At 43.4% G+C, this 24,957-nt stretch carries 22 protein-coding genes; 15 read left to right on the top strand and 7 right to left on the bottom strand.

The genetic code is table 11. The features are described from left to right. The first annotated feature begins 14 nt into the window (after positions 1-14). A complete protein-coding gene (locus tag OCV52_RS16960; RefSeq protein WP_061030975.1) occupies positions 15-554 on the top strand; it encodes a cytochrome b in 540 nt (179 codons plus the stop codon). Next, the gene (locus OCV52_RS16955; RefSeq protein ID WP_137408001.1) at positions 551-1,138 is read left to right on the top strand and encodes a YceI family protein; all 588 of its coding nucleotides are present in this window, start codon (positions 551-553) and stop codon (positions 1,136-1,138) included. Before OCV52_RS16960 ends, OCV52_RS16955 begins: the two co-directional genes overlap by 4 nt. Before the next feature lie 341 nt (positions 1,139-1,479). Here OCV52_RS16955 and focA read toward each other — a convergent pair whose 3' ends face one another. Continuing rightward, positions 1,480-2,931 carry a formate transporter FocA gene (gene focA / locus OCV52_RS16950; protein ID WP_137408000.1) on the bottom strand — a complete coding sequence of 484 codons (1,452 nt, stop codon included), beginning with the start codon at positions 2,929-2,931 and terminating at the stop codon, positions 1,480-1,482. Positions 2,932-3,204: 273 nt separating this feature from the next. Here focA and OCV52_RS16945 point away from each other — a divergent pair, with 273 nt between their 5' ends. Both OCV52_RS16945 and OCV52_RS16940 read left to right on the top strand, forming a co-directional pair. Beyond that, positions 3,205-4,110, top strand: a complete 906-nt coding sequence (locus OCV52_RS16945; RefSeq protein ID WP_008224374.1) for a LysR substrate-binding domain-containing protein — start codon at positions 3,205-3,207, stop codon at positions 4,108-4,110. Positions 4,111-4,314: 204 nt separating this feature from the next. Further along, positions 4,315-4,809, top strand: coding sequence for a DUF1097 domain-containing protein (locus OCV52_RS16940; protein ID WP_004738068.1), 495 nt, complete (start codon positions 4,315-4,317; stop codon positions 4,807-4,809). A 170-nt stretch (positions 4,810-4,979) separates the two neighbouring features. Here the strand turns inward: OCV52_RS16940 and OCV52_RS16935 are convergent, their stop codons facing one another. Continuing rightward, on the bottom strand, positions 4,980-6,677 hold the full coding sequence (locus OCV52_RS16935; protein ID WP_137407999.1) for an ATP-dependent endonuclease: 1,698 nt from the start codon (positions 6,675-6,677) through the stop codon (positions 4,980-4,982). Positions 6,678-6,915: 238 nt separating this feature from the next. On the opposite strand from OCV52_RS16935, the gene OCV52_RS16930 reads away from it, so the two are divergent. The 5 genes from OCV52_RS16930 (at position 6,916) to OCV52_RS16910 (ending at position 13,123) form a co-directional block, all read left to right on the top strand. Beyond that, entirely contained in the window at positions 6,916-8,655 is a 1,740-nt protein-coding gene (locus tag OCV52_RS16930; RefSeq protein ID WP_137407998.1) for a bifunctional metallophosphatase/5'-nucleotidase, read from the top strand. 593 nt (positions 8,656-9,248) lie between these two features. After that, complete coding sequence (locus OCV52_RS16925) at positions 9,249-10,250, top strand: TerC/Alx family metal homeostasis membrane protein (protein ID WP_137407997.1); 1,002 nt, start codon at positions 9,249-9,251, stop codon at positions 10,248-10,250. A gap of 312 nt (positions 10,251-10,562) precedes the next feature. After that, positions 10,563-10,751, top strand: a complete 189-nt coding sequence (locus OCV52_RS16920; RefSeq protein WP_004738060.1) for a hypothetical protein — start codon at positions 10,563-10,565, stop codon at positions 10,749-10,751. A gap of 151 nt (positions 10,752-10,902) precedes the next feature. Beyond that, positions 10,903-11,643 carry a DUF1223 domain-containing protein gene (locus OCV52_RS16915; RefSeq protein WP_137407996.1) on the top strand — a complete coding sequence of 247 codons (741 nt, stop codon included), beginning with the start codon at positions 10,903-10,905 and terminating at the stop codon, positions 11,641-11,643. A 190-nt stretch (positions 11,644-11,833) separates the two neighbouring features. Continuing rightward, positions 11,834-13,123 carry a DEAD/DEAH box helicase gene (locus OCV52_RS16910; protein WP_137407995.1) on the top strand — a complete coding sequence of 430 codons (1,290 nt, stop codon included), beginning with the start codon at positions 11,834-11,836 and terminating at the stop codon, positions 13,121-13,123. A gap of 81 nt (positions 13,124-13,204) precedes the next feature. Here OCV52_RS16910 and OCV52_RS16905 read toward each other — a convergent pair whose 3' ends face one another. From OCV52_RS16905 to OCV52_RS16895, 3 genes are all read right to left on the bottom strand, one after another. Next, positions 13,205-13,762 carry a PhnA domain-containing protein gene (locus OCV52_RS16905; protein WP_063521976.1) on the bottom strand — a complete coding sequence of 186 codons (558 nt, stop codon included), beginning with the start codon at positions 13,760-13,762 and terminating at the stop codon, positions 13,205-13,207. 312 nt (positions 13,763-14,074) lie between these two features. Continuing rightward, positions 14,075-16,561, bottom strand: a complete 2,487-nt coding sequence (locus OCV52_RS16900) for a VolA/Pla-1 family phospholipase (RefSeq protein WP_137407994.1) — start codon at positions 16,559-16,561, stop codon at positions 14,075-14,077. Positions 16,562-16,579: 18 nt separating this feature from the next. Beyond that, complete coding sequence (locus tag OCV52_RS16895) at positions 16,580-17,833, bottom strand: outer membrane protein transport protein (protein ID WP_137407993.1); 1,254 nt, start codon at positions 17,831-17,833, stop codon at positions 16,580-16,582. 358 nt (positions 17,834-18,191) lie between these two features. Between OCV52_RS16895 and OCV52_RS16890 the strand changes: the two genes are divergently transcribed. Next, positions 18,192-19,274 carry a site-2 protease family protein gene (locus OCV52_RS16890; RefSeq protein WP_137407992.1) on the top strand — a complete coding sequence of 361 codons (1,083 nt, stop codon included), beginning with the start codon at positions 18,192-18,194 and terminating at the stop codon, positions 19,272-19,274. Positions 19,275-19,403: 129 nt separating this feature from the next. On the opposite strand, the gene OCV52_RS16885 is transcribed toward OCV52_RS16890, so the two are convergent. Next, on the bottom strand, positions 19,404-20,192 hold the full coding sequence (locus tag OCV52_RS16885; RefSeq protein WP_137407991.1) for a M48 family metallopeptidase: 789 nt from the start codon (positions 20,190-20,192) through the stop codon (positions 19,404-19,406). Positions 20,193-20,347: 155 nt separating this feature from the next. Between OCV52_RS16885 and OCV52_RS16880 the strand changes: the two genes are divergently transcribed. The 5 genes from OCV52_RS16880 to OCV52_RS16860 all read left to right on the top strand — a co-directional run bounded on the left by OCV52_RS16880 (position 20,348) and on the right by OCV52_RS16860 (position 24,145). Next, positions 20,348-20,773 (top strand): hotdog fold thioesterase, encoded by a 426-nt coding sequence (locus OCV52_RS16880; RefSeq protein WP_004738033.1) that lies wholly within the window; start codon positions 20,348-20,350, stop codon positions 20,771-20,773. Between the two features lie 77 nt (positions 20,774-20,850). Then, positions 20,851-21,084: a DUF3389 domain-containing protein gene (locus tag OCV52_RS16875; protein ID WP_137407990.1), complete on the top strand. Its 234-nt coding sequence runs from the start codon at positions 20,851-20,853 to the stop codon at positions 21,082-21,084. Between the two features lie 162 nt (positions 21,085-21,246). Further along, a complete protein-coding gene (locus tag OCV52_RS16870; protein WP_137407989.1) occupies positions 21,247-22,938 on the top strand; it encodes an SgrR family transcriptional regulator in 1,692 nt (563 codons plus the stop codon). Between the two features lie 30 nt (positions 22,939-22,968). After that, the gene (locus OCV52_RS16865) at positions 22,969-23,874 is read left to right on the top strand and encodes a DMT family transporter (RefSeq protein ID WP_137407988.1); all 906 of its coding nucleotides are present in this window, start codon (positions 22,969-22,971) and stop codon (positions 23,872-23,874) included. Between the two features lie 19 nt (positions 23,875-23,893). Next, entirely contained in the window at positions 23,894-24,145 is a 252-nt protein-coding gene (locus OCV52_RS16860) for a hypothetical protein (protein ID WP_008221456.1), read from the top strand. A gap of 92 nt (positions 24,146-24,237) precedes the next feature. Here OCV52_RS16860 and OCV52_RS16855 read toward each other — a convergent pair whose 3' ends face one another. Then, the gene (locus OCV52_RS16855; protein WP_137408013.1) at positions 24,238-24,843 is read right to left on the bottom strand and encodes a DUF2238 domain-containing protein; all 606 of its coding nucleotides are present in this window, start codon (positions 24,841-24,843) and stop codon (positions 24,238-24,240) included. Positions 24,844-24,957: the final 114 nt, after the last annotated feature.

The following is a 24,957-nucleotide window of genomic DNA, read 5'->3' as shown; positions in this document are numbered from 1 at the left end:
TTCGGAATAGATGTATGGACAACAACGTTAGAAATTACAACCCTTTAGCAAGAGCGATGCATTGGATTTCAGCGCTAACAATTTTTGGTTTATTTGGTGTTGGCCTATGGATGGTTGACCTCTCATATTACAGCGAGTGGTACAAAACTGCACCAGACTATCATCGTTCGGTAGGCATTCTTTTGGCCGCTGTAACTGTAGCTCGCTTGGTTTGGAAGTTAGTTACCGCGTCACCGAACGTAGAGGGTAAAGCCTATGAAGTTGTAGCTGCAAAAATTGCGCACGGCTTCATGTACGTTAACTTAGCGGTTTTATTTATTTCAGGTTATTTGATTTCTACATCAGATGGCCGTGGGATCGACGTTTTCAATTGGTTCACTGTTCCTAGTATGGGTGAACTTTTTGCAAACCAATCTGATCTTGCAGGAACGGTTCACTACTATGCTGCCTGGGTACTGATCATAATGGCATCAGTACACGCCTTAGCAGCGATAAAACACCACGTTATCGACAAAGACGATACGCTACGAAAAATGATAGGAGCTTCAAAATGAAAAAGTCAATTATCGCTACAGGATTAGCATTCGCTATGGCAATGCCTTTCGCTGCTAATGCTGCTAATGCTGCTAATGCTGCTGATTACGTGATTGATACAAAAGGTGCGCACGCCTCTGTAAACTTTAAAGTTAGCCACCTGGGTTACAGCTTTATCCAAGGTCGTTTTAACACATTTTCTGGAGACTTCTCGTATGACGCAAACAACGTTGAAGCATCAAAAGTAAACGTGATCGTTGATACAAGGAGCCTTGACTCTAACCACGCTGAGCGTGATAAGCACATTCGTAGCTCTGATTTCATTGATGCTGGTAAGTTCTCTGACGCGACATTTAACAGTACCAAAGTGGTCGATAAAGGTGACGGCAAACTTGAAGTAATGGGCGACCTTAAACTTCACGGTGTAACTAAGCCTATCGTTATCGAAGCTGAGTTCATTGGTGCTGGTCAAGACCCGTGGGGCGGTGAGCGTGCTGGTTTCGTTGGTACAACACGTCTAGAACTTGCCGATTTCAACATTCCAGTAATGGGCGCTTCAAGCTACGTAGACATGGATCTACACGTTGAAGGTGTCAAAAAGTAATCAAGTGATTACTGGGCGCTTGTAGGTATCGTCTTTTAATTAATATCAAATTCACTAGATACCTAAACACGAAGTTAGCAATAGAGAAAGGCGCAAAGTATTCACTTTGCGCCTTTTTATTGTGGTAAATGGTAACGCGGTTAGATCTGTTTTGTGTCAAACCTTTAGTCGCGCTTTAAGCCACCATTTACTTTTAGCCAGTCAATGTTGCCATGACTGATTTTCGAGGAGAACAACTAATCCCTAATTGCTTCCCTTGTTCTAGTTAGCTAGTAAAACAGTCGTTAGCTATACGCTTCCTAGTTAAACCGTCGCATGTTAAAGCACTGTGGGTTAGCCAGTTAAGCCGTTTCTAGTTCCGCTTTTGGAACCACGTTTAGGCGGTCACCGTAGATTGGGCGAAGTGCTAGCATCACCTCAGTTCTAGTAAGAACACCTACCATCACACCGTTTTCCAACACTGGAAGCATATGTGGTTGGCTTACTTTCATCGCTTTCGCACGCTCTTCTAAAGAAAGTGAAGTCAGGCGAGTTGCGAAGCCTATGCTAGTAGTCGGATACAGTTGCTCTTTGTCAATACATAGGAACTCAGCCACATCAACTAGCTTGTCGTTTGCATCGATTGCCACAACGTCGCGGCTCATTAGGTCTACGACTTTCTGGCCTTTAGTTGGGATGTAATCTTGGCACCAAAGGTCAACCATTACGTCATGAACAGAGAAGATACCAACCAGACGACCTTCAACATCGCAAACAGGAGCGCTAACAAGTTGAGCGTCTAATAGTGAATCAATTGCCACTGATGTAGGCATTTCTACGCTTAGTGTAATTGGTTGAGTGTTCATGATTTGCTTGATAGTCGTTGCTGTGTTCATAGTAATTTCCTTAACTGACGCAATTTCTGTTGTTTGTGTAATTGCAGTAATTTTTGCTGCTTTAAGTTGTGGGCGACGGTAGATGCTCCAATTGGCTAAGCCGACCAATACCGAACCACCTACAATGTTTCCGATTGTCACAGGCACCAAGTTTGCGGTGACAAATTTCATGATGTTTAGGTCTGCGTACTGGGCTGGTGTTGCGCCAATTTGCATCCAAAAGCTTTCTGGTGCGAATGTTTGAATCGTGATGCCTAGTGGAACCATGAACATATTCGCCACGCAGTGTTCAAAGCCTGAACTAACGAACATCGCTACAGGTAATACGGTCATCATCGCTTTGGTCATGGCATTAGCAGAGCTGAACGTTAACCAAATGGCTAAACACACCAATAAGTTACAAAGCACACCCAAAGCAAAAGCTTGAACAGGGCTGTGGTGTAGCTTGTGTTGAGCAATATTCAGAGCATTTAAACCCCATTGCCCGCCATCCAACTGATAAAGACCTGCTGCGCTTACTAGAGCCAAAAGGAACATGGCGCCGATAAAGTTACCGACATAGACCTTGCCCCAAATAGACAGCATCTTAGTGAAGGTAATCTGCTTGTTAGCCCATGAGATGCTTGATAACACTGAGCTGGTAAACAGCTCGCCACCGCAAATCACAATCAGGATTAAACCCATACTGAATGCAAGACCGCCGGCTAAGCGACTCAACCCCCATCCAGCGTCTGCGCTGCCTGTGGTTACCGTGATGTAGAATAAAAAAGCAAGCCCGATGAATGCGCCAGCCATGATCGCTAAACTTAAAGTCATGCTGCTGGTTTTATTTGCTTTGCTTAATGCAAACTTTTCTGCTTCCGCCATCATTTCTGTTGGTGAGAACAGTTGATGATTTTCAGAAGTGCTGGTTGCCATATCCCCCCCTTGAACAATCCGTCATATGTAATTCCTAGTGTTAATGACTTGCTTAATCCGTAACGGTTAAGCAGTAATGTTTTGCAGGGCTCGTTGCGTCCTGCCATTCCAGATTAGGGGGGTGGTCGATAGAGGTAAAATTGATAATCTTTAAAAACCACATCAAATTTATTGATATAGCTTGGGTTACGCGTAGAATGAAATTGGTTGCTCATCGGCTTAACAAAAACAGAGCAATAGGACACAAATAATTAAAAGCATTAAGGATGAATTTTGCGTTATTCATTAAAGCAACTCGCGGTATTTGATGCAGTGGCAGATTCCGGGAGCGTTAGTATTGCAGCAGACAAGTTGGCGTTGACTCAATCTGCGACAAGTATGTCTCTAGCACAGTTGGAAAAAATGCTTGGTAGGCCTTTGTTTGAAAGGCAGGGCAAGCAAATGGCGCTTACTCACTGGGGTATGTGGCTGAGACCAAAAGCGAAGCGTTTACTGCAAGATGCTCAGCAAATTGAAATGGGATTTTACGAGCAGCACTTATTGAGTGGAGAGCTCAAATTAGGTGCGAGTCAAACGCCTGCAGAGCACCTCGTTCCAGACCTCATCAGTATTATTGATAATGACTTTCCAGAGATGCGAATCTCACTCGGCGTACAAAGTACCGATGCCGTTATCGATGGGGTGTTAGATTACAAATATGACCTCGGTGTTATCGAAGGGCGCTGCGATGACAGTCGAGTTCATCAAGAAGTGTGGTGTACCGACCATTTAACGGTTGTGGCTGCGGCTCATCATCCATTTGCGAAGCGTGAACGTGTCAGCTTGGCACAGTTAGAACAAGCAAAGTGGGTGTTGCGTGAACACGGCTCTGGTACTCGCAAAGTTTTTGATAGCTCTATTCATCATTTAATTGGTGATCTCGATGTTTGGCGAGAGTATGAACACGTTCCCGTTTTAAGAAGTCTGGTAGCAAACGGTCCATATTTAACGTGCTTACCTTATCTCGATGTCGAGCAGTTTGTTGAATCTGGTCAATTGGTTACTTTAAATGTGCCCGAGCTCGAAATGGAACGTACGCTTTCATTCATTTGGCGTGCAGACATGGCAGAAAACCCGCTTGCTGAATGTATTAAGCGCGAAGGCAAGCGCATGATGAAAGGCAAACCGTCAGTTCTATAGCAGCAATTTGATAAAATACTAATAACCAAATGTGTTGAATAAGCGATTCCGGTCTCTATCTAGTGATAAATTCACATTAGCGTACATAATTAATGTGATCACGATCGTCCAAAAGAAGGCGTTCTTACCATAGTATGCTTACTTGATTTTAAGTGAGGCTAAAACCGGTTGCGTTCAATAACGTAATTAGGCTTTAGAAATAGTATGAGTACATTAGTCGCGATTTCATTAACAACAGGTATTTTGTCAGGTCTTTGGGGATGGATAGCTATCTCTTTTGGCTTATTGTCATGGGCGGGTTTCTTAGGTTGCACCAGCTATTTTGCTTCGCCAACCGGCGGTGTTAAAGGGTTGGCTGGAAGCTTATTAACTAACATGACAGGCGTATTCTGGGCGATGGTAATCATCGAAAGCTCAACCTTCGCTGGGTTAGAGATTCTTGGCTATGTAATTACTGCTATTGTCGCTTTCTTTATGTGTATTCAAGCAAAACAAGCGTGGTTAGGATATATCCCAGGAACCTTCATTGGTTGCTGCGCGACATTTGCTGCAGGTGGTGATTGGCAACTGGTTGTGCCTTCTTTGCTGCTTGGTGGCGTGTTTGGATACTTAATGAAAGCAACGGGCTTGTGGCTTCACGCAAAATCAACTCAATCTTCGGAAGTGGTTGAACAACACGCTAAGCAAGCAAAAGCCTAACCAATACGTTAAGCAATGATGCTCTAGTTACTGTGAACTCTTGCAAGATAACCCCCAATTAATTTGTATATCAATTTATACAGGCACACCATTTGGTGTGCCTTTTTTGTTTTTGGCGGCTATGAGAACTCGCAGAAGGACTTATACCGTCTATCAGAAAAGCTAAAGGATTAGGTATTCCCGTTTGCCATAGTGATCACTCGTTTCAACGTCCACCTCAACAGCAGTGGGATACATTCTTGGCCGCGATCTTCGCAATGCGAAACAATCGCCAGAGCGAGGTCAGGTTTTGCATGTTTCTTCAATACTTTAGCCACCACTTTTTTCGGTGGAATAGGGTGGTCATATGGGATCTTAACCATGTCCCTGAAAAAGCTTTCAAACCCATTCATATACAAATAGTGTTCGATGTCTTTATCAGGTAGCTCGGTTAAGCGGTGACGCTCTTGGTCGTTACCGAGCTTAGAATGAACGGTTGCGGCGTACTTTTTACCTGCCGCATCACCATCAGTAACTACATGCCAATCAATTCCAAACTCTTGTGCGACTTTAATTAGCGCTTTTAGTCCAGACTGTGCAAACTCAATGATCTGTACACCTTCGGCTGCAAGGTTATATCCGCATTGATTGGCCAACTCGTTAAACAGCCAAACCTCTGTTTCCCCTTCGACTAACAACCAACATCGAGCGAACAGTGCACCGGAGCGGTGGAATCGAATATGAAAACCAATTCTCCTTAGTTCATCTTTACTGAAGTGATTCATGTTCAATTGATTAGCGATGGTTTTGTCTGATTGACGAACCAAACGGCGAATAGATTGTAATGGAACTGCGGCAAGCAACTCACCACTATTGGTCGTGAGGATTTTCTGCATTGGCAGCTTTTGCATCAGGCTCCAAGCTCTTGCTAAGTGAGTAGGGTGCAATCGACCTTCGGGATCTTCTAAGATCAAAAGTGGACGTGCACAACGCCTCAATTCGTTTGGCCCTTTAGCTTGGAGATAAGCGTTTAATAAACCCATGAACAATAGGCGTGTTTGTTTATTATTGGTTTCCTCTACGAGCTGATGGATACTCTGGTCGTTAGCACCAGCAGAATAGAGCAATCCATCCCTCTGTTTCCTTGGGTTACGGCGAGAATTACTTTTGAAAGAGAAATAGTGTTCAACCAAGCTTTGCATAGACTGTAAACTACTGCGCATTTCACCTTTGTTAACATGACCAGGAATCGCCATTAAACGACGGCAGGTATTATCGATTCGTTTTTCGATTCTGGCTTGGCGCGCGTTACCATTAGTGCCATTGCCATTGCCATTGCCATTGTTCGAATTTCCGTTGCCGTTTGGCGTGACCGACTTAGCGTTGAAAGGACGATCAAAATGCCTTGCATCACGTAAGCGAATGACCGGATGCAAGGTCATCAATTCTTGTGCAAGCTTTTCTGAATGGTGCAGTTTGAGAGGATTACCATCTAACCCCAAGAATGCATAGTGGGTGGTGGTTTCGTATTGATCCAACGTCGCGCTGATTCGGTAATAAATGCGATAAACACCAAATTCGTCTTGGACCCAGATGGGCTTGAGCTTGCGGTAACGGCCTGCATTCAATTCGCTCTTGTCGTTAGCTTTAAGCGAAAGGACAATTTGTAAGTGTTGAGACTGCGGGTGTGAAACTGAGTAATCGACATGAAAATCGGTCATTTCAAAGTGGTATGGCACACCGTCTGAAGGAAGAACGACGGAAAGGGCATCCAGTAATGAAGACTTACCCCAAGTATTTTCACCAATAAGCGTGGTTAGCTCGTCAAACGCCAATGACATGCGCTTGATACCTCGAAAGCCAGAAATCTCGATTCTTTCTAGTTGCATAGGCTTACTCCTAACGGAAGGCTCTGCTAATTGTTTGAAAGCTAACAGATATCTTTAATCATAATCGAAAAATAGATAATCGGAATGCTCGTCTGTCACAAAACCCACTCTTTGTTTATACGCCGTAAAATCAGGTTTTTGATCTATATCGAGTATTTTTTTGCAGTGCAGTTTCATAAAATTCACGATTCTGTCATGATTCCCGACCTAGTATGAAGGGACAAAGAGAGAAGACAATATGACTAAAAAGAATAAGCCGACAAAAATTGTGTTGGCACACATCAACGATACCCACTCATACTTTGAACCAACGTCATTACAGCTATCACTTAAAATGAACAACCACATCATTGAACCTTATGTCAGTGCTGGTGGTTTCGCTCGAATCGCAACACGCTTTAAACAAATAGAGCAAGATGCCCAACGACAAAAGGTCGAAACCCTGTTCCTGCATGCTGGGGACTGCTTTCAAGGGACCCTGTACTTTTCTCTGTTCAAGGGGAAAGCCAACGCCGATCTGCTTAATGCACTGAATATTGACGCTATGACTCTCGGCAATCACGAACTAGACATGGGTAATGAACCCGTTGCTATGTTCGCAAAGAAAATCCAATTTCCGCTATTGGCCGGTAACTGGAACTTGTCGAATGAAGATATCAATAAAACTCATACCTTAGCAGACAATGACATTGTTAAGCCTTATCAACCCGAAACACGAAGTGCTTCTTACATAACGAAAGAGTTCGATGGTCAGAAGGTCGCTATTTTTGGCTTAAGCATCGATAAGATGTCGAGTATTGCCAACCCAGACTTAGATACTCCATTTGAAAATGCCCTAGAAACAGCGAAAGCAACCATAGAGCAAATTCACAAAGCAGGTATCAATAAAATTGTATTGCTCAGTCACCTTGGTTACGAAGCCGATTTAGAGCTCGCGGCAAATGTCTCTGGCATTGGAGTGATCGTTGGCGGTCATAGCCACCGCTTGCAAGGTGATTTCTCAGATATTGGCTTGGTAAAAGACGATGACTATGGCGTGAAAGTGGGTGATACCTATGTCGTACAAGCGGGCTTCCACGCAATGAGCCTAGGCCACTGCGAAATCGAGTTCGACGCTCAAGGTAAAGTGACGCACTTTAATGGCAAGAATGAACTGTTATTAGGTCGACGCCTCTTTATCGATGCGAAATTGAGTGAAGTAGGGCAAGACGATGCACATGATATGGCGTGTGATTTTTTGAACAATCACCCAAACATCGCAGTGTGTAAGAAAGATCCTGAGCTACAGAGTATTCTGACAGACAAGTATCAGCCTAGAGTCCGTAAACTTCAGCAGCAAGTAGTAGCGCATGCCGACACTAAGTTACGCCATGTCCGTATCCCTGATGAAAATGGGCCAAGCCAGCTTGCACCGCTCGTTGCTCAATCATTCCACTACTTAATGAACCAAAAAGGACATCAGGTAGATTTTGCGATCCATAACTCTGGTGGTGTAAGGAACTCCCTTAATAGCGGCGATGTTTCGGTTGCCGATATTGCCGGAAAGCTACTACCGTTTGCCGTACCTATTGGCGTGTATGAAGTCAGAGGTGAAACGATAGCTGGTATGTTGGAAGGTGCCATCAATAACGCACTGGATAACGGTGTGGTAGGCACAGGATCGGGGAGTTTCCCTTACACCCATAACTTAAGGTTTTGTTACCACAAAGAAGCGCCAATCGGGCATCGTATCCATCACTTGGAAATTCATTCAGAAGAGTCAGGTTGGCAGCCAGTTTCCCGTGAACGTATTTACCGAGGTGTATCTTCGGCTTACACAATGAAAGGAAAAGAGGGTTACAACGCTGTACTGGATATGATTGGTGACGGTATCGTAACGACTTACTCGATGGCCGATTGTTTTATTGCGTTCTTACAAGACAATCCAGAGTCACTAAAATATAAAGAGCCACTAAATTGCATGGAGTGTTTTAGGTAAACATTCGCAAAATGAACCATTTATAAAATTGGCACTGTTTATGCTTAGTTTCTAGGGCAAGTTCCTGTGGAGGCAAAGCATGAATAGGAAAGATTGGTTGGATGCAGCCGCTGTTGTTGGCTGGGTTTCTGTTTGGTCTGCATTGGTATATCTCGTTCCAATGGCGGGCATATAGCATACCTAGGCTCAGCATCTTAACGAGGCTCAATAACTGAACGAATGGTATTTAACGTGTTGTTAGCAGGCTTCAGAGCAAGCTATCGCCATGAGTGGTATTGTCGGAATCAATACGAGTCTCTTATTGACAGACGGGCGCAAATAAAAAAGGAGCGCTTTGCTCCTTTTTTATTAATTCCTGAAAATTTATCTAGACGAAACAAAGTTTGCGGAATATTATCCACGCGTTTGGGGAGTAGTTAGCGCAAGTTTACGTATCGTCATCTCGTTAGGCCAAGTGTCTATCCGGTGCGTAAAGGTGAAATCCCATATTTCACTTCAACGAGACCAACGCAATCACAATCAAGATCCGTCGTGGAGCTTGATATGTTTTGTTTGCGGAAGGTCTTTGAACAGTTCTTCCGCCCGGAGGAATAATGAACTCAACTCAATCTCTATTATCTACCAATAGTGAATCCTTTTTTTCATCGCCAATCATGACGACGTATGCGGGATTTTTCCTGCTGACGGTTATTCTCGTCTCTATTGATATCTATCAGACTCGCGGTGGTAACGTCACAATCAGAAAAGCGGCGATCTGGAGTGTTTTTTGGTTTTTGCTAGCATTCTTGTTTGCAGGTTCTATCTACCTGTTTTGGGATGTGTACGCACCAAATAGTGATTACACCGCGCAAAAGGCGACAGTGTCATTCATCACGGGTTATTTGCTAGAGAAATCATTGAGCGTAGACAACCTGTTTGTATTCGCGATGATCTTTGCTCAATACCAGGTTCCTGAACATCTAAGACCTCGTGCGCTTCTTTGGGGTGTTATTGGCGCATTGGTGTTACGTGCAATCATGATCGCGTTAGGCGCGCAATTACTCGCTGAATACCACTGGGTGCTTTATGTGTTTGCTGCGTTTCTGATTGGTACAGGTATCAAACTAGCATTAGACAAGGGCGAAGAGGAGAGTGTGAATACACTACCTGAAAAGCTACTTCGCAAAATTATGCCAGTGACAGAAGATTTCCATGGCCCGGCATTGATGATCAAACAAGGTGCAAAATGGGTGCTTACACCAATGATGTTGGTGATAGGTGCGATAGCGGTTATGGACGTAATGTTCGCTTTGGACTCTATCCCAGCGATCTTCGCGGTAACACAAGAACCATTCTTGGTACTTGCAGCTAACGTGTTTGCATTGCTTGGCTTACGTTCTTTGTACTTTGTACTGCAAGGAATGATGGACAAGTTCATCTACTTGAAGCCTGCACTTTCATTCATCATGGTGTTCATTGGTGTGAAAATGCTATTGGTTGATAGCGAGTGGGCTATCCCGACATACTGGTCTTTAGCGGTATTGGTTTCTACCATGACGATTGCGGTTATAGCGTCGATTTATGCAAAGAAGCCAGCTATTGGACAAGTAAATTAAAACAAATATAACTTATCGAAAACTCGATAACTAACACGTGGTCAATGAAGCAAGAAATTTATTTATGTAAATTTTATGTGACATTGACCACTTTTGTTTGTGGTCTTTTTAGACTAAATGCATGATTTAAGCATTATAATGAATTATTACTCACCGTTACTGAATGGGTATTTTGGGGGCTTGTTAATGGTTTGTTTCATTAGAAAAACTAATCTTAAAATCTAAATTTAGTCATTTTTTAACCTGCAAAAGATCACTTATTATTCTTGTCATCAGAACGAAACATACAAACAAATTTATAGAGAGGCAATCATGGCTCAAGCAGTACAAATGAATACTATCGCTGTTCTTAACTCTATGGATAAGAAGACCTACTCGGTTAACTTCAAAGGATTGATTGCACACATTTTTGATATTCTTTTCGTAGACAACTCTCCACGTAGTTACTACGCAAGCGACCTATCTGGTCACATGCAGCGCGATATCGGTATTAACCGTTAATCTAAGCGTAAACGCATAGAATAAAAGAAATAAAGAATTTAAAAACGCCAGCTCCTCAAGCTGGCGTTTTTGTATCTAAATAACTTGGTTTCTGAAAGAAAGAGTTATGTGCCGCGGTCTTTAGATAAGTAGCTTCTATAAGGATCACGGTATGTCACACGCCAAATACAACTCACGATTGATTAAACTCTGCTTATTTGCCTTACCGATCGGCTTTTACTCTACAGTGTCGGCAGCGCAAACTTGGAGCCACGAAGGGCAACCAGCAAAGGTTATTGAACTGTTCACGTCAGAAGGTTGTTCTAGTTGTCCTCCCGCAGATGCGTATCTAAGTACATTTGAAGACGACCCAGCACTTTGGACACAAGTTATTCCTCTCGCGTATCACGTCGACTATTGGGATTACTTAGGGTGGGGAGATAAATTCGCGAGTACGGCCTTTAGTCAGAAACAACGACTATACAAAGCATACGGGGTAACAAGCGGGGTCTATAGGCCGGGTTTTGTTGTTGACGGTAAGGAGTGGCGTGGCTACTTCAACTGGCTCGACCGTACATTGCCTTCACTCCCACAACAAAATAATCCCAAGCTGACGGTAATTCATAAAGGTGAGACCTTCAGCGTCAGTTATGAAGGTAAAGGTGACTACGTGGCTCATATCGTTCTATTGGCGATGAATGAAGTCACGAGTGTTAAAGCTGGTGAAAACAGAGGTAAGAAGTTAGAGCACGATTTTGTCGTAGTTTACGATGGTTACCAGCGTGGTGAATCGAAATGGCAATTTAATGTGGATTTCACGCCGTTAGTCGCCAAACCCGATGCCATTGCAGTGTGGCTAACAGAGCTCAACTCGTATGCACCTGAACAAACGGTAGCAGGGTGGTTAAACTAGGTCTGCGTAAAGCAAATCTACGGCAAACAACCTATGGAGACGATAAAGTTGGTCGCGCTGTCGTTCTTCATAGAGTGTGAATTGGTTTTATTTGCCGTAACTGCTGAGAAAGAGGCGATTTAGTTACGTAATAGCGCTGAAGTACGTTAATATAGCGCGCTATTATTTTAGCTTTGAGTTCCTGCAATTAATGACTAACACCACGACACCAACCAACTTCTCTGATCTTGGCTTAATTTCTCCACTGATGGCTCGCCTGAGTGAGCTTGAATATCAACAGCCAACACCCATCCAAGCGCAAGTTATTCCTAGTGTGTTAGCAGGACGCGATTTAATTGCAGGCGCGAATACTGGCTCTGGTAAAACCGCTGCATTTGCACTTCCTCTGTTACAACAGATCCACGAAGGCGCACCTTTAGACCGTCGTTCGGGCAAAGGTAACTTCGTTTCTGGTCTTATCTTAGTTCCTACTCGTGAACTGGCGAAGCAAGTTGCTGACAGCGTTAAGTCTTACGCTGTTCACTTTAACGGCGCGATTAAGACCGTTTGTGTATTTGGTGGTGTGTCGGTGAACACGCAGATGCAAGCGTTACGCGGTGGTACGGATATCTTAGTGGCGACGCCAGGCCGTCTGCTTGACCTAATCTCAAGCAACGCCATCAAGCTTGATAAAGTGAAAACACTAGTGCTTGATGAAGCCGACCGTATGTTAAGCCTTGGTTTTACAGAAGAACTAGGCGCTGTCTTGAAGCTATTGCCAAACAAGAAGCAAACTCTGTTGTTCTCTGCAACTTTCCCGGAGCAAGTTCAAGCTCTAACTGAAGAGCTACTTAATGCCCCTCTAGAAGTTCAACTGCAAAGCGCGAACGCAAGTACACTGGTTCAGCGTGTATTCGAAGTAGAGAAAGGTCGTAAAACCGCTCTATTAGCGCATTTAATCAAGCAACACGAATGGCGCCAAGCTCTGATCTTCGTGAATGCAAAGAACAGCTGTGAACACCTAGCAGACAAGCTTTATAAGCGCGGTATTATTGCAGAAGTCTTTCACGGCGATAAAGGGCAGGGTTCTCGTACTCGTATCCTAGAAGATTTCAAATCTGGCGAGATCGACGTTTTGATCGCGACAGACATCGCAGCACGTGGTCTGGATATCGAAAAACTTCCAGTTGTTATCAACTTTGATTTACCGCGTAGCCCATCAGATTACATGCACCGTATTGGCCGAAGTGGTCGTGCCGGTGAGGTTGGCTTAGCGCTATCTCTGATCGATCACGAAGACTACCATCATTTCAAAATCATCGAGAAGAAGAACAAGATTCGTCTTGAGCGTGAGCAAATCGAAGGCTTTGAAGTCGATGTAGAAGCGGTAGCTGAACTGATTGCAGCGCTTAAACCTGTTGCGCCGCCTGCTGGCACAGGCAAGAAGAAAAAGAAGAAGAAAGCGGCACAAAACCAAGATGTGTGGCTGAAAAATAACTAAATTGAAAATAGTTAGATAGTAGATACAAGGAAGGCGCTCAATCGAGCGCCTTTTCATTTTTATCGGATACTTAATGCGAGATTACTTCTTACGACAGAACTCAGCGATTACGTACATTGATTGACCGCCGTTTGTTTTACCAGAAACAAGCTTAGGGTCGTCACCAACGCTAATACCGCGGATAACAGTACCTTGCTTAATTACTTGGTTAGTACCTTTAACTGGAAGGTCTTTGATGACTGTTACGTCGTCACCTTTCTTCAATTCAACGCCGTTTACATCAAGCGGTTTGTCATCAGCAGACATGCCGATCTGAGCCCAAACAGATGTTTCTTCTTCCATGTACATCATATCTAGCGCGTCTTGAGCCCAGCTCTCTGAGTTAAGACGAGTTAGTTGGCGCCATGCTGTTACTTGAACAGGGGCTTCTTGACTCCACATGCTGTCAGTTAGGCAGCGCCAGTGGTTAATATCTTTAGGCTCGTCAATCTCACCAAGACATTTGTCACATACCATGATGCCGTGATCCACTGTTACGTGGCTGTGTGGCGGTACTGCGTATGCAGTAAGAGAAGAATCAGAACCACATAGTTCACATTTAGATTGGCAGCGTTCTAGCATAGTAGCTTCAGAAGACATAATGGACTCACATTATTAATGTTTTTGGTGGCGGTATTATCCACTTTATCCTGAAAAATTAAAGGGGATTGGAGAATTAAAAGCGAGATTCTACAAAATTCTAACTCTAGAGATGTGCTGATATAAAATATTAGCCAGAAAGATGTAATACAGTGTCAATCACAGTCAATACGCGTATAGAGTTTTCCTTTTCAAACAAGTGAGTTCGATAAAGACAGCGATTTAACTATAGCAGAGGAAGTAACTGAGGGTTTGAACACGTAGAAACGAAAAAGCCCAGTCGAAACTGGGCTTTGGTATGTTAAATCGTACTTATTTGCTTGCGTCCAATAAGCCAGATGTGACGGATAAACTACCATCACTATTACCGTTCGTTAAGGTAAACTGAACAATTTGCGAACTCATTTCTGCATGAGCGAGACCCTCAGCTGCTGAGCCCGGAGTGATTACCGTAGAGTGTTTAGCGTTTGAAGACTCATCAAAGTATGAAGCAACACGAGTGCCCGACGTATCGGACGTACTATTTACTAAACCTAATTTCTTAAATAGAGGTTCAGTGCCGGCCGTCGGAGTCGTAGATACTTGGTTTGGTATTGTTGAATCACCATTAGCTTGGATACCTAAAACTGAACCGGTAACTTGAGATGCCATGTTGAGAGGATCGACATTATCTAGGACTGTCTGCGCTGCGTAAGTAAAAGAAGCCAAGGTTTCATCAATAATACTTTTTGTAGATTTATTAGCGACATCACCATAGAACTTGTTAAAACAGTCTCCAGGTTTCAGTCTATCTGCGATACATTTTGTTTCCCAGTAAATTGCATACTCTTCTATGGAAGACGCTACGACACTATGTTTAATGACAGGAGCGAATTCTCCAGATTCGAGTAGGAATGGTGCAATGCCGCCCCCTGGGTTTGCTAATGTTGCTGTTGTATAGCTAAACATTGGGTCAACTGGGTTGTTAAGTGAAGTATTTGCAACAGCGTATGAACTGATACCCGTAATAGCGCCAATTGAATGACCAATTAGTGACACATTATCCTCATTCACAGTCGAAAATGCTGCTTCTGATGGCGCCACATAATTCATTGCATATCTTAATCCCATTCCATCTATTGCACCTTGACGAATGTTATCGCGCGCAACAGGAAGATATTCTAGGTTCATGAAAACAGTAGGGTTGGATGGCGTAGTAACGATTTCTTCAGATAGACCTCGCTGACCATGCAGAGGTTGGTCAATAGCTATTAAAGCATACGGGGTCTTGCCAGTTTGCACTGCAGTGCTGATATGACTCAGAGCTAAAGCATATGCGCTTTCTTTAAGGTTTGTAATCCCATGCTGGTACTGAAGTAATGGTACGTTGTCAGTACCTATACCTTTTGGTACGAACATGATGAAAGGTACTTCTTTTACTGCTCTAATTTGAGGAACCGCACTATATTGTGTAAGAATTCGCTCTGCGTCTAGTTGATTACCATTAGCTAGCGTCAATTCCGAGCCAACCAGTAAGGCCTGATATTGAGGAATCAAAAGTTGATCCGGCAATGACGTAAAGCCTAATGCAATCAGTTGTTCAGAAATTGCAGCTTTATCAGCATCGGAACCTGAACTTAGAGTGTTAAGGATCTTGAAAATGCTAGGCATACCACTTCGCCATGGCTGCATTTTCCATGCATCGCCATCAACTTGATCGCTTAGGAAATAAGGAAGTTTTACGGTTCCACGATAGACTTCAATAGAGTCTAGATTTGAAGCCTTAGTCAGCAGCTCATCATAATTATCTTTCAAAAGAACCGCGCTATCGGTTCCAAACGCACTTGAAAATAGAGGATCGTTTGTTACGGCATCACCGAAATTAACGCCAGTATCATCGGCATCAATGGCGTATAGGCTATTCAAGTCATCTTTTGAAATGTTGTTAGGGTTAGCAGTGCCTTTCCATACCCCGTCTGGCTTTATTTCCGGGTTAATTGAAGTTGCAATAGCTGCTTTAGTCTTTTGCATCACGTTACCCGCAGAAGCAGTCGTAAACCAAGATGAATAGATGATCTCGTCTGAACTTGACACTTCACCATAGCCAGCAAACAACGCCTCTACTTGATGGATAATTTTTTGTGGTAAATCGAGTGAACCTGCTTGATCAATATCAGTCGTTTTTAACGCCGCATAAGAACTAGAAGTACCGAGAGGCTCATCTGCGCTATCAACAATTGAGTCGGTTAATGCGTATATATAATCTGAGCTAGGGTCTAACCCTTTAAGCGGTAAAATATTTATGGTTTTGAAGTCCCTAGAGACCACTAAGTAGTCAACACCAGCCGTTAGTGCGGTAAAGTTAGACATGACACCTGTGCTTAGGTCTACATCTACCTTAGCCAATTTTACACCATCATTTAAGTGTGCGCTAAACGGTGTCGTCTCGTTCATCACGACATCATTCTTCAGCGTTCTATCAATTGGAAGGTTCACATTAATAGTGAATGGCATGATAGTACTCCAACCATCAACTTCTCCCATTGCTACTTTTGGATCATTCAGTAGACCAGTGGAGTTTGCATCTAATGGAATATTCAATGTGTGATCATTGGTATCGAACAAAAAGAAAGAGGGAAGAGGAACATCCGCTTCACTACCTAAAAGCGTGAAGCTAATCTTTGAACTTCTAGCTAACGATTGATTAATAGCGTCTGAATAAGGTGCAGCTGTTGAATCACCAGAGCTTTTACTGTTGTCCCCACAGCCAGCAAGTAGTAGTGCCGAGCATACGAGAGATAAAGAAAATTTGTTGTTCATGTGTATAATCCCGTACGGTTAGTTGAAGGTGTAGTTAAGCTGAATCGCTGAAAGGTAAGCAACTCCCTCGGCTTCAAATGTAAACTTATTTCCTAACGCATCGGTTTCTGTAAATGAGCCACTTTTACTTTGTACTAATGCGAACGCGGCATCCAAAGTCATATTTTCTGATACAGAATACGTTAGACCGGCTGAGTACCACATACGGTCACTATCAGGGATGCTTAATGTTGCTTCGCCAGCTTGTTCGTCATAAGCCATACCTGCACGTAGCATCCAATTTGAGTTAACCATATAAGTTGTACCAACAGACCATCTCTGGTTGTCTTCGTAATGCTCTTTCTTCAAGAAGCATTCATTGTTTTTACAATCAGAGCTCGTCGCTTTTAGCTCCTCAAACTTACTCCATTTAGTTAATTGCCAACCATAGTGTATAGCCCAAGCATCATTAAGTTGGTGGAAAGCAGACAGTTCGAAAATATCAGGAAGTTCGATTTCTAAACGACCGGTTGTTTTTCCTGGTGCGCTATTCGCCATCTTCAAGCCCGTGTAATCTGTGAACTCACCGTCATCGAAATCTAGCTCTACAGATGACCGGTAACCAAAACCAAAACGGTTGTGCTGGTTCAGTTCATACAAGGCACCGACATTCCAACCAAAAGCGAAGGTTTCCCCCGTCATAGAAATGAGTTTATCGCTAGGTGAACCACCGGCAGTAAGACTGCCTTTATGCCTGTTCAGCTCAGCTTCTGCATAAACGAAGTTGACTCCTGCACCAACGCTAAAACTATCATTGATTCTGTAAGCAATATTGGGGTTTAAGTTTACTGACACTAGAGACGTATCACCGGCAAGATCGCCGCCATATATGTCGTCTGGGTAATCAGTCGCAACGCCATAGTTTGTGAACATACCCACACCCCACGCCCACTTTTCATTAATTGGGCTTATATAGTAAGCCGCTGGTACTACTTGTAGGGGAGCGACATCGGAAGACTTTTGATTGAAAGCATCATCATTAATTTTTGTCTGAGTAACATTAACCTCAGGATCGACGATAGAAACCGCGCCTGAAAATTGGGCAGTATCAAATAGGGTCATTGCGGCGGGGTTTCTCGCTAATACACTCGCGTTGTCAGCTACTGCACCTTCACCTGAAAACGAGCGACCAAGGCCTGAGGCAGAATGCTCAGCAACTTGGAAACCAGCGGCAAGTGAATTACATGCAAATAGCACCGAAAGTGAAATGAGAGAGCGTTGTATTGTTTTCATCCTTGACCCTCCTAGGGCATCGAATTTCGTTATTATGGTTTGAAAACACACTGAGCATTTTTGGTGTTGAAGCTCCAATGTAAACAGCATGTTAAATTCATGTTTTATATAAAGTCAAAGAAAGAGTTGTTATTTTGTGAACTTATATTTTTGAGGGGCGGCACTTTAACATCAATATCATAAATACAATCAATGGTTTATTTGTGGTTGGAGGTGTGACCAGAGTGTTTATGCACCTTTACGGTATAAATAGTGTTCAATAGCTCACTATGTAACGATTTTGTTTCTGTTTACCGACATTCCCTAAATCGGCATAATATCGGCTCATTTTGATGGTCATTTAATTGGAATTTATAGTTTGGAATTACTCGCGATAGAGTTTCTTGGTAAACCGCTTCGTTTAGAAGGATCGATGGCAGGATGGCAGCAGCTATTTTGGGACAACACATTAGTGTCTCAATTAGATGCGACTTCGGAAGACGGTGATGTGCGTACACACACATTTTTGCTTCGTTCTGGCGAAGAAACGTTGCAGTGTCACGTTGAGTCTATGGTTCAGTGGCAACCTTTTGAGATGGCTTATAAGGCGCTGGTTAACGGACAAGTCGTCACCGAAGGAAGCCGTAATACTAAAGACATCGAGCAGCAAACTCCGGTTGTGGCACCTAAACCTGAAAAGCGCTTTAGCCTGATTGGGTTAATATCACTTGGAATGAAAGCGCTCAAGAGCGCTAAGTTGATTAAAGTAGTACTTGCATCTGCAAGTTTAGCGGCATATTCGTGGCTATTTTCTATCCAGTTCGCTCTCGCTTTGATCGCTTGCTTGATGTTCCATGAATACGGACATATTAGAGCCATGAAATACTTTGGTATGAAAACAAAAGGTATTTATCTTATCCCCTTCCTCGGTGGTTTAGCTCTCTCTGATGAAAAGATTAATACACGATGGCAAGATGTCGTTATCTCAATCATGGGGCCTTTGTTTGGGCTGATATTGTCGCTTGTGTTTACCGTTTTGTATTGGGTGACAGGCGAAATGTTCTTTGCTGGCCTTGCGGTATTTAATGCCTTACTCAACTTATTCAACTTGCTGCCAATTTTGCCTCTCGATGGCGGTCATGTTCTAAAAAGTATTAGCTTTTCAATGAACAGCGTGCTCGGCATCGTTCTGTGTGTCGCAGCCGCGGTTGCTGGAGTTGTTCTTAGCTATCAGCTAAATCTAACTCTGTTTGGTTTCTTATTGATTATGGGTAGTGTTGAAATCCTGTTTGAATGGAGAGGGCGCCACCATAGCCATTTATTACCACTAGATAGATATGGGCAAGTAGTTTCTTTCCTTTGGTATGTAGGTCTAGTGTCTAGTTTGATCGGCGTTATTTGGTATTTCGCATCTACGGGAGACCAGCTATTAAGCCTACCGTTACAGATCCTTGGTACTTAGTACCTTGTTATACAGTAAATGTCAGCGCAGAAGCTGACGAAACGAAAAACGCCCTAACCATTTGGATAGGGCGTTTTTTTATCAGGTGTAAGTCGAGCTCTGCTATGGGGAGTACTCTTCGCATTGATACTAGGCTTTGCAGTTTGGCCTCGAGGCTTTTGATTTTGGCAACGTCGTGATCTTGGACTGTAGATCTTTGATTCGAGTACTGTGGGAAGGGTGTGTCGATAGTAATTCTGGTGGTTGGCTACCGCCAGATGCTTTCGCCATGTTTTGCCATAAGTCGACACTCTGCCCTGGGTCGAAACCGGCTTGTGCCATGTACTCTAAACCAACTATGTCGGCCTCAGACTCTTGTGTACGACCATAGGGTAAAATCACGCCATACTGAACACCTAAACCTAACGCAGCCATGGTTACACCTTGATATTGCTTGTATTCAGATGAACCCAAAGCAACACTCGTAATCGATAAACCTGTATTGGCGATCTGTGATTGGGACAAACGTTCGTTACTGTGATCAGCTAAAACGTGTGCGACTTCGTGCCCTATAACGGTCGCTAGTTGATCTTGATTTACAGCTACGTTAAGTAGCCCAGTATACACACCGATTTTACCGCCAGGTAAGGCAAACGCGTTGACTTGGTCACTATCAAAAACAACCACTTCCCATTCGCTGAAATCTTGCTTAGGGATATGTTGAGTAATGCTATTTGCTACACATTGTACATAAGCGTTGGTCTTTGCATCTTTACTGAGAGGTTGCTCTTTCTTCATCTGTTCGAAAGATTGTGCACCAAGCTGAGACATATCTTTGTCTGAAAAGAGCAGCAATTGATTTCTTCCCGTTGGGGAAGCGCTGCACGCGGTTAAGCCTGCGAGTGTGAGAAGCGAGGCAAACTTCATCCATGACATCATAAAATATCCTCTGTGTATTCGGTTTTTATGCATGTTAACATCAACTTGCATAATGGCTAATAGCTATAAGATAACTTGTTAGATGTAAGACTCGAACAGACACCAATAGCGAAATCTGCTCAAGCGATAACGATATCAATAATTAAGGAACCTGCATGACCATTTGGAAAAAGCCTGTTGACCTAGATACCTTCAACGCAACCTCAAAGAATACCTTAATTGAGCACCTCAACATTGTTTATACCGAGGTAAACGACAATTCATTAGTGGCAACGATGCCCGTTTGTCACTTCACTCACCAACCACTTGGTATGCTTCATGGTGGCGCTTCCGTTGTTCTTGCAGAAACGCTAGGCTCATTAGCAGCAAATTTCTGTGTGCCAGAAGGCTACTACTGTGTCGGACTCGATATCAACGCGAATCATGTAAGGTCGATGCGTGAAGGGCATGTAATCGGTACCGCCGAGCCTATTCACCTTGGCGTATCGACACAAGTATGGCAGATAAACATCACTGACGAGCGTCAACGCTTAGTTTGCACAAGTCGTCTCACCATTGCGGTAAAAAAACACAAGCGATAACTCGTCAGACTGTTAGGCCCATTGTGGTCTCCGGTTTTAACGCCATTATCCAACCATAATCCTAGTTTGAGAAATCCATGGTCATAACCTTTAAAAGTGGAAAAGTCATTGCAACAGCACATGAGCTTGTTGTGCGTTTAGATGGTGAGCATAGAGTCACGCTACAAGCACAGGTTGATGCCATTCAACTGATCGGAAAAGGGGCAAATGTCATCTCCGCAAATGGCTCTGAGTGTAAGTGGTCAATAAAACTCGATGACGATCACCAACTTCGAGATATTGCTAACGAAATAGGCTGTGATGTCATGTAACTCTAGAGCGTCTGAGTACTTTTGGTGCTTGTCACTTCTCTATGTTTGAGTAGGCCTGCCTAAATTCGATAATTCTGTGTAAAAACATTATCAGTTAGATTGATTTTCTCTTATAAAATGAGGAAACTGAATTCAATATCCCTTGATTAAGTTTTCCTCTTTATGAGTAGCCCTAGACTTCGCGTTCAATTCGAAACCCTATTTGAATACTTCGATGGTAAAGACTCTGATGTTCAGCTTGATGACATAACAGATGTGCTCTGTTGTACCCGTCGAAATGCTAGAATGGTACTCAACAAACTCGAAGAAGAGGGGTGGGTAGAGTGGCTACCTGCAGCTGGTCGAGGTAAGTTATCCCAACTCATCTTCAAGCAGAATCGTTGTGACGTTAGCGAAAACTTGGCAAGACGCTACTTAGAAGAAGGTAAGATTGGACAGGCATTGTCTGTTCTTGATCAAAATGCCGCGAAGCTAACTCAAGTCATCCAAAACTACTTGGGCGTTCAGTACCAAGAGGGCGAACAGGTTATCCGTTTGCCTTATTATCGTCCGCTCTCCATGCTTAACCCGACTAAGTCGATGCGTCGTTCAGAGCAACACATAGCCTGCCAAGTGTTTAGTGGTTTGACTCGCTTGGATGAAAACGACCAGTTACAGCCTGATCTTGCCCACTCTTGGCAGCAAATCAGTGACTATCAATGGCGGTTTTTCTTGAGACCCGGTGTGCGCTTCCATAATGGTGAGCCACTCATGACCAATCACGTCGTTGATACACTGCTAGCACTCGAGCCACTTAATATGTTCTCCCATATTAAAGACGTATCATCTCCGGCCAATTGCGTCGTTGATGTCTTTCTAACGCGCCCGGATAAATACTTCCCACTCGCGCTTACAGAATCCGTCGCAAAAGTGACGTTGCCGATGATTTTACGTGGCGAGGACTACGATATTCGTCCAATTGGTACTGGTCCATATCGCATTGAAAAGAATGACGAAAAACAACTCGTATTAACCGCTTTCAATGGCTACTTTGGCTTTAGGCCGCTGATTGATCGTGTCGAGGTATGGGTCGTGGATGAAGCCTATTCGTCCATGGTTTATCCAAGCCTTTCCAAGCCGGTTATCGCTGATCGCGGTGATAGTGATGAGGTAGAACTAGACCCGGGATGTACCTATCTACTACTCAATAGAAAGAAAGGTATAGCGAAGGACCCAGCATGGGCTGAGTTTTTGTCTAATGCTTTAAATGCTGCCGATCTTTTTGTGCATATCCCCAAAGAGACAGTTATTGATTTGGGCGTATTGCATGCTTACGGCATCAAACCAGGTTGGTACGATATCAAGTTAAAAGTCCCAGTATGTCCACCAGCCGATACTAAGCCTGCAGTTAAATTAGCATATCAATGCCAACACCCTATGTTTCCTACGCTTGCCAAGGCCATTGTTACGGTACTCAAGCAATATAACGTCGATGTGGAGCTTTTCGGCTATGAAACCGATCCACCACATGCGGATGACGTGGATATTTGGATTAACCCTATGGGAATTGCAAATAACAGAGACGATGCGTTGGCATGCTGGCTTATGGATTACAGTTTTCTTGATGAATCGAGCCCGGCAGAAGACTTTGATCAATGGTGTCATATGATTGATCGTTGGCGCTCAGGTGAATTTGAACAATTCCCGGCAAGGCAGCTTGGTAAACAACTGGTACAAAGCAACCAGTTGATACCTATGTTCCACTGTTGGTTAGGAGTAAATAAAGACCAGTGCGGTACCTTACAAAACGCGAAGTGTAATGCGCTTGGTTGGTTCGATTTTAGCCAAGTTTGGGTTAAACCTGACGTTGATTAGTACGTGGATAGTTTCAGCAAGGGAATAATAATGCAAACCGTCTTAGTGACATTAATTACGCTGGTGGCCTTTGCGGCAAATTCCGTGCTTTGTCGATGGGCATTGATGGATCAAACCATCGATCCTTTGAGTTTTTCTGTTATACGCATTTTATCTGGCGCGTTTACTCTATTGATTTTGCTAGGTATAGCGTCCCACAATAGCAATAACACAGCTGAACTTAGCCCTACATCGCTATTTTCTAAGCTCAAATCTCAATTCAGTCTAGTCTCAGTCGTGCCATTGATCGTTTATATGTTCGGATTCTCGTTTGCATATTTTGAACTGGGAGCCGGGCTTGGCGCGTTAGTGTTGTTTGTTGCGGTACAATTTACCATGATTACGGCTCATCTCATCTCAGGTAATAAGATGTCCTTGATTGAGTGGGCGGGTTGTTTGCTCTCTGTTTTAGGACTTGTTTATTTGTTAATGCCGACCAGCACAACCAATACACCTGATTTAGTTTCAATTGCGCTAATGTCATTGGCAGGTATCGGGTGGGGTATTTATACCTTGGCCGGAAAGCGATCTTCAAATGCTTTGCTGTCAACAACGGCCAACTTTGGGTTCTGTTCATTGATTGTCTTGGTGTTTATCTCACCATGGCTCGTAGTACCAAGTTCAGCTCTTGATATTTCGATGTCTGAACAAGGGTTCATTTATGCCGTATTGTCTGGCTCTTTAGCTTCAGGGGTTGGTTACAGTTTGTGGTACTACGTAGTGAAGAAGCTCAATACTGTCGTGGCATCAATCGCACAGCTTTCGGTTCCGGTTATTGCGACGCTCGGCGGCGTACTGTTGCTCTCGGAGCCTGTCACCATGCAATTTGTTATTTCATCAACCATCATATTAGTCGGCATAAGCTTAGTGCTTGTAGCGCCTAAACTTAAACAATAAGAATCAACACGTTACCTTTATGGCGAAACCAAACAAGAAGCAACCCACGAAAACCGTTCAAATATTTTGTGCGAAATGCAAAACACAGTTATTCAAATATCGAAAAGGCGGTAAGGGTGCGCTCGTAAAATGTTTTAAGGAAAGGATTGTCGAAGACTTTACTACAGAGCCGTGCGTTTGCCCTGAATGTGGAATTGAGTTTGCTCGAGATACGTTAGTACGAGGCACACCCGCATTTAAGTTCGTGGGTGGTAAGGTCACTATGAAATAGCCTTGAAGCTAAAACACAAAAATGCCACATCGTATAGCACGTGTGGCATTTGAAAGTGAGTCTTGAATAAACTGAGTTAACGAAGTGTTTGGCTAAACTTTGGTACGTCCTTGAAGCTTTAGAAGCAGCAGTGAGACGATAGCTCCGGTCGTATCACATAGCATGTCTTTTTGCGCATCCCAAATATCACCTTGTGAACCAAGGAAAGCGATACCTTCATCACCACCTGCGATTTCAGCATACCACCACTCAATAATTTCATAACCTGCCGCAACACTCATGATGGCAAACAGTGCAAAGAAGCACGCAATCACGGGTTGAGCCAATTTCTTCCGAATAAGATATTCAGTGAGTGGGTAGGCATAAAGCCCGATAGAAAAGTGCGCGACTCTGTCAAAATTGTTGCGCTCAGAGCCAATTAACTGATTAAACCAATCGAACGGTACCTGCGCAAAAGTGTACTTAGCGCCAATCGTGTGCAGTGCCAACCAAATGAACATCAAAACATAAGCGGTTTTTGAAAATGTTAATTTAGTGGATAGCCACCAAATACCGATAAGAATCATTAATGCAGGTACGATTTCCGCAACCCATACAGCTCTCGAAGAGGGAGCAAACGCTGAGAAAAGAAAAACAACGAGATACAAAATAGTGAGCGAAAGTAGAGGTCTATTTTGAGCAAGTGGCGTAATTGTCATCATCAGATCCTATATAAGTTTTATGTATAGTTACACAATAATGAACACCGTTCAATTGGGTTTTGATTACCAAATTTGTTGAAAAGTAGCGTTATCGCCCAGTATCTAGACAAA

Origin of the sequence: Vibrio chagasii (genome assembly GCF_024347355.1) — a bacterium.
Lineage (GTDB): Bacteria > Pseudomonadota > Gammaproteobacteria > Enterobacterales > Vibrionaceae > Vibrio > Vibrio chagasii.
The sequence above is the reverse complement of the archived record's forward strand: the minus strand, read 5'-3'. Positions and strand labels throughout refer to the sequence as shown.

Bases quoted from the DNA above. Each gene is read 5' to 3' on its own strand.
- OCV52_RS16960 (WP_061030975.1), top strand. From the start codon at position 15: ATGGACAACAACGTTAGAAATTACAACCCTTTAGCAAGAGCGATGCAT.
- OCV52_RS16910 (WP_137407995.1), top strand. From the start codon at position 11,834: ATGACTAACACCACGACACCAACCAACTTCTCTGATCTTGGCTTAATT.
- OCV52_RS16875 (WP_137407990.1), top strand. From the start codon at position 20,851: ATGGTCATAACCTTTAAAAGTGGAAAAGTCATTGCAACAGCACATGAG.
- OCV52_RS16940 (WP_004738068.1), top strand. From the start codon at position 4,315: ATGAGTACATTAGTCGCGATTTCATTAACAACAGGTATTTTGTCAGGT.
- OCV52_RS16900 (WP_137407994.1), bottom strand. From the start codon at position 16,561: ATGAACAACAAATTTTCTTTATCTCTCGTATGCTCGGCACTACTACTT.
- OCV52_RS16935 (WP_137407999.1), bottom strand. From the start codon at position 6,677: ATGCAACTAGAAAGAATCGAGATTTCTGGCTTTCGAGGTATCAAGCGC.
- OCV52_RS16930 (WP_137407998.1), top strand. From the start codon at position 6,916: ATGACTAAAAAGAATAAGCCGACAAAAATTGTGTTGGCACACATCAAC.
- OCV52_RS16880 (WP_004738033.1), top strand. From the start codon at position 20,348: ATGACCATTTGGAAAAAGCCTGTTGACCTAGATACCTTCAACGCAACC.
- OCV52_RS16955 (WP_137408001.1), top strand. From the start codon at position 551: ATGAAAAAGTCAATTATCGCTACAGGATTAGCATTCGCTATGGCAATG.
- OCV52_RS16920 (WP_004738060.1), top strand. From the start codon at position 10,563: ATGGCTCAAGCAGTACAAATGAATACTATCGCTGTTCTTAACTCTATG.
- OCV52_RS16855 (WP_137408013.1), bottom strand. From the start codon at position 24,843: ATGACAATTACGCCACTTGCTCAAAATAGACCTCTACTTTCGCTCACT.
- OCV52_RS16925 (WP_137407997.1), top strand. From the start codon at position 9,249: ATGAACTCAACTCAATCTCTATTATCTACCAATAGTGAATCCTTTTTT.
- OCV52_RS16895 (WP_137407993.1), bottom strand. From the start codon at position 17,833: ATGAAAACAATACAACGCTCTCTCATTTCACTTTCGGTGCTATTTGCA.
- OCV52_RS16905 (WP_063521976.1), bottom strand. From the start codon at position 13,762: ATGTCTTCTGAAGCTACTATGCTAGAACGCTGCCAATCTAAATGTGAA.
- OCV52_RS16915 (WP_137407996.1), top strand. From the start codon at position 10,903: ATGTCACACGCCAAATACAACTCACGATTGATTAAACTCTGCTTATTT.
- OCV52_RS16860 (WP_008221456.1), top strand. From the start codon at position 23,894: ATGGCGAAACCAAACAAGAAGCAACCCACGAAAACCGTTCAAATATTT.
- OCV52_RS16865 (WP_137407988.1), top strand. From the start codon at position 22,969: ATGCAAACCGTCTTAGTGACATTAATTACGCTGGTGGCCTTTGCGGCA.
- OCV52_RS16870 (WP_137407989.1), top strand. From the start codon at position 21,247: ATGAGTAGCCCTAGACTTCGCGTTCAATTCGAAACCCTATTTGAATAC.
- focA (WP_137408000.1), bottom strand. From the start codon at position 2,931: ATGGCAACCAGCACTTCTGAAAATCATCAACTGTTCTCACCAACAGAA.
- OCV52_RS16885 (WP_137407991.1), bottom strand. From the start codon at position 20,192: ATGATGTCATGGATGAAGTTTGCCTCGCTTCTCACACTCGCAGGCTTA.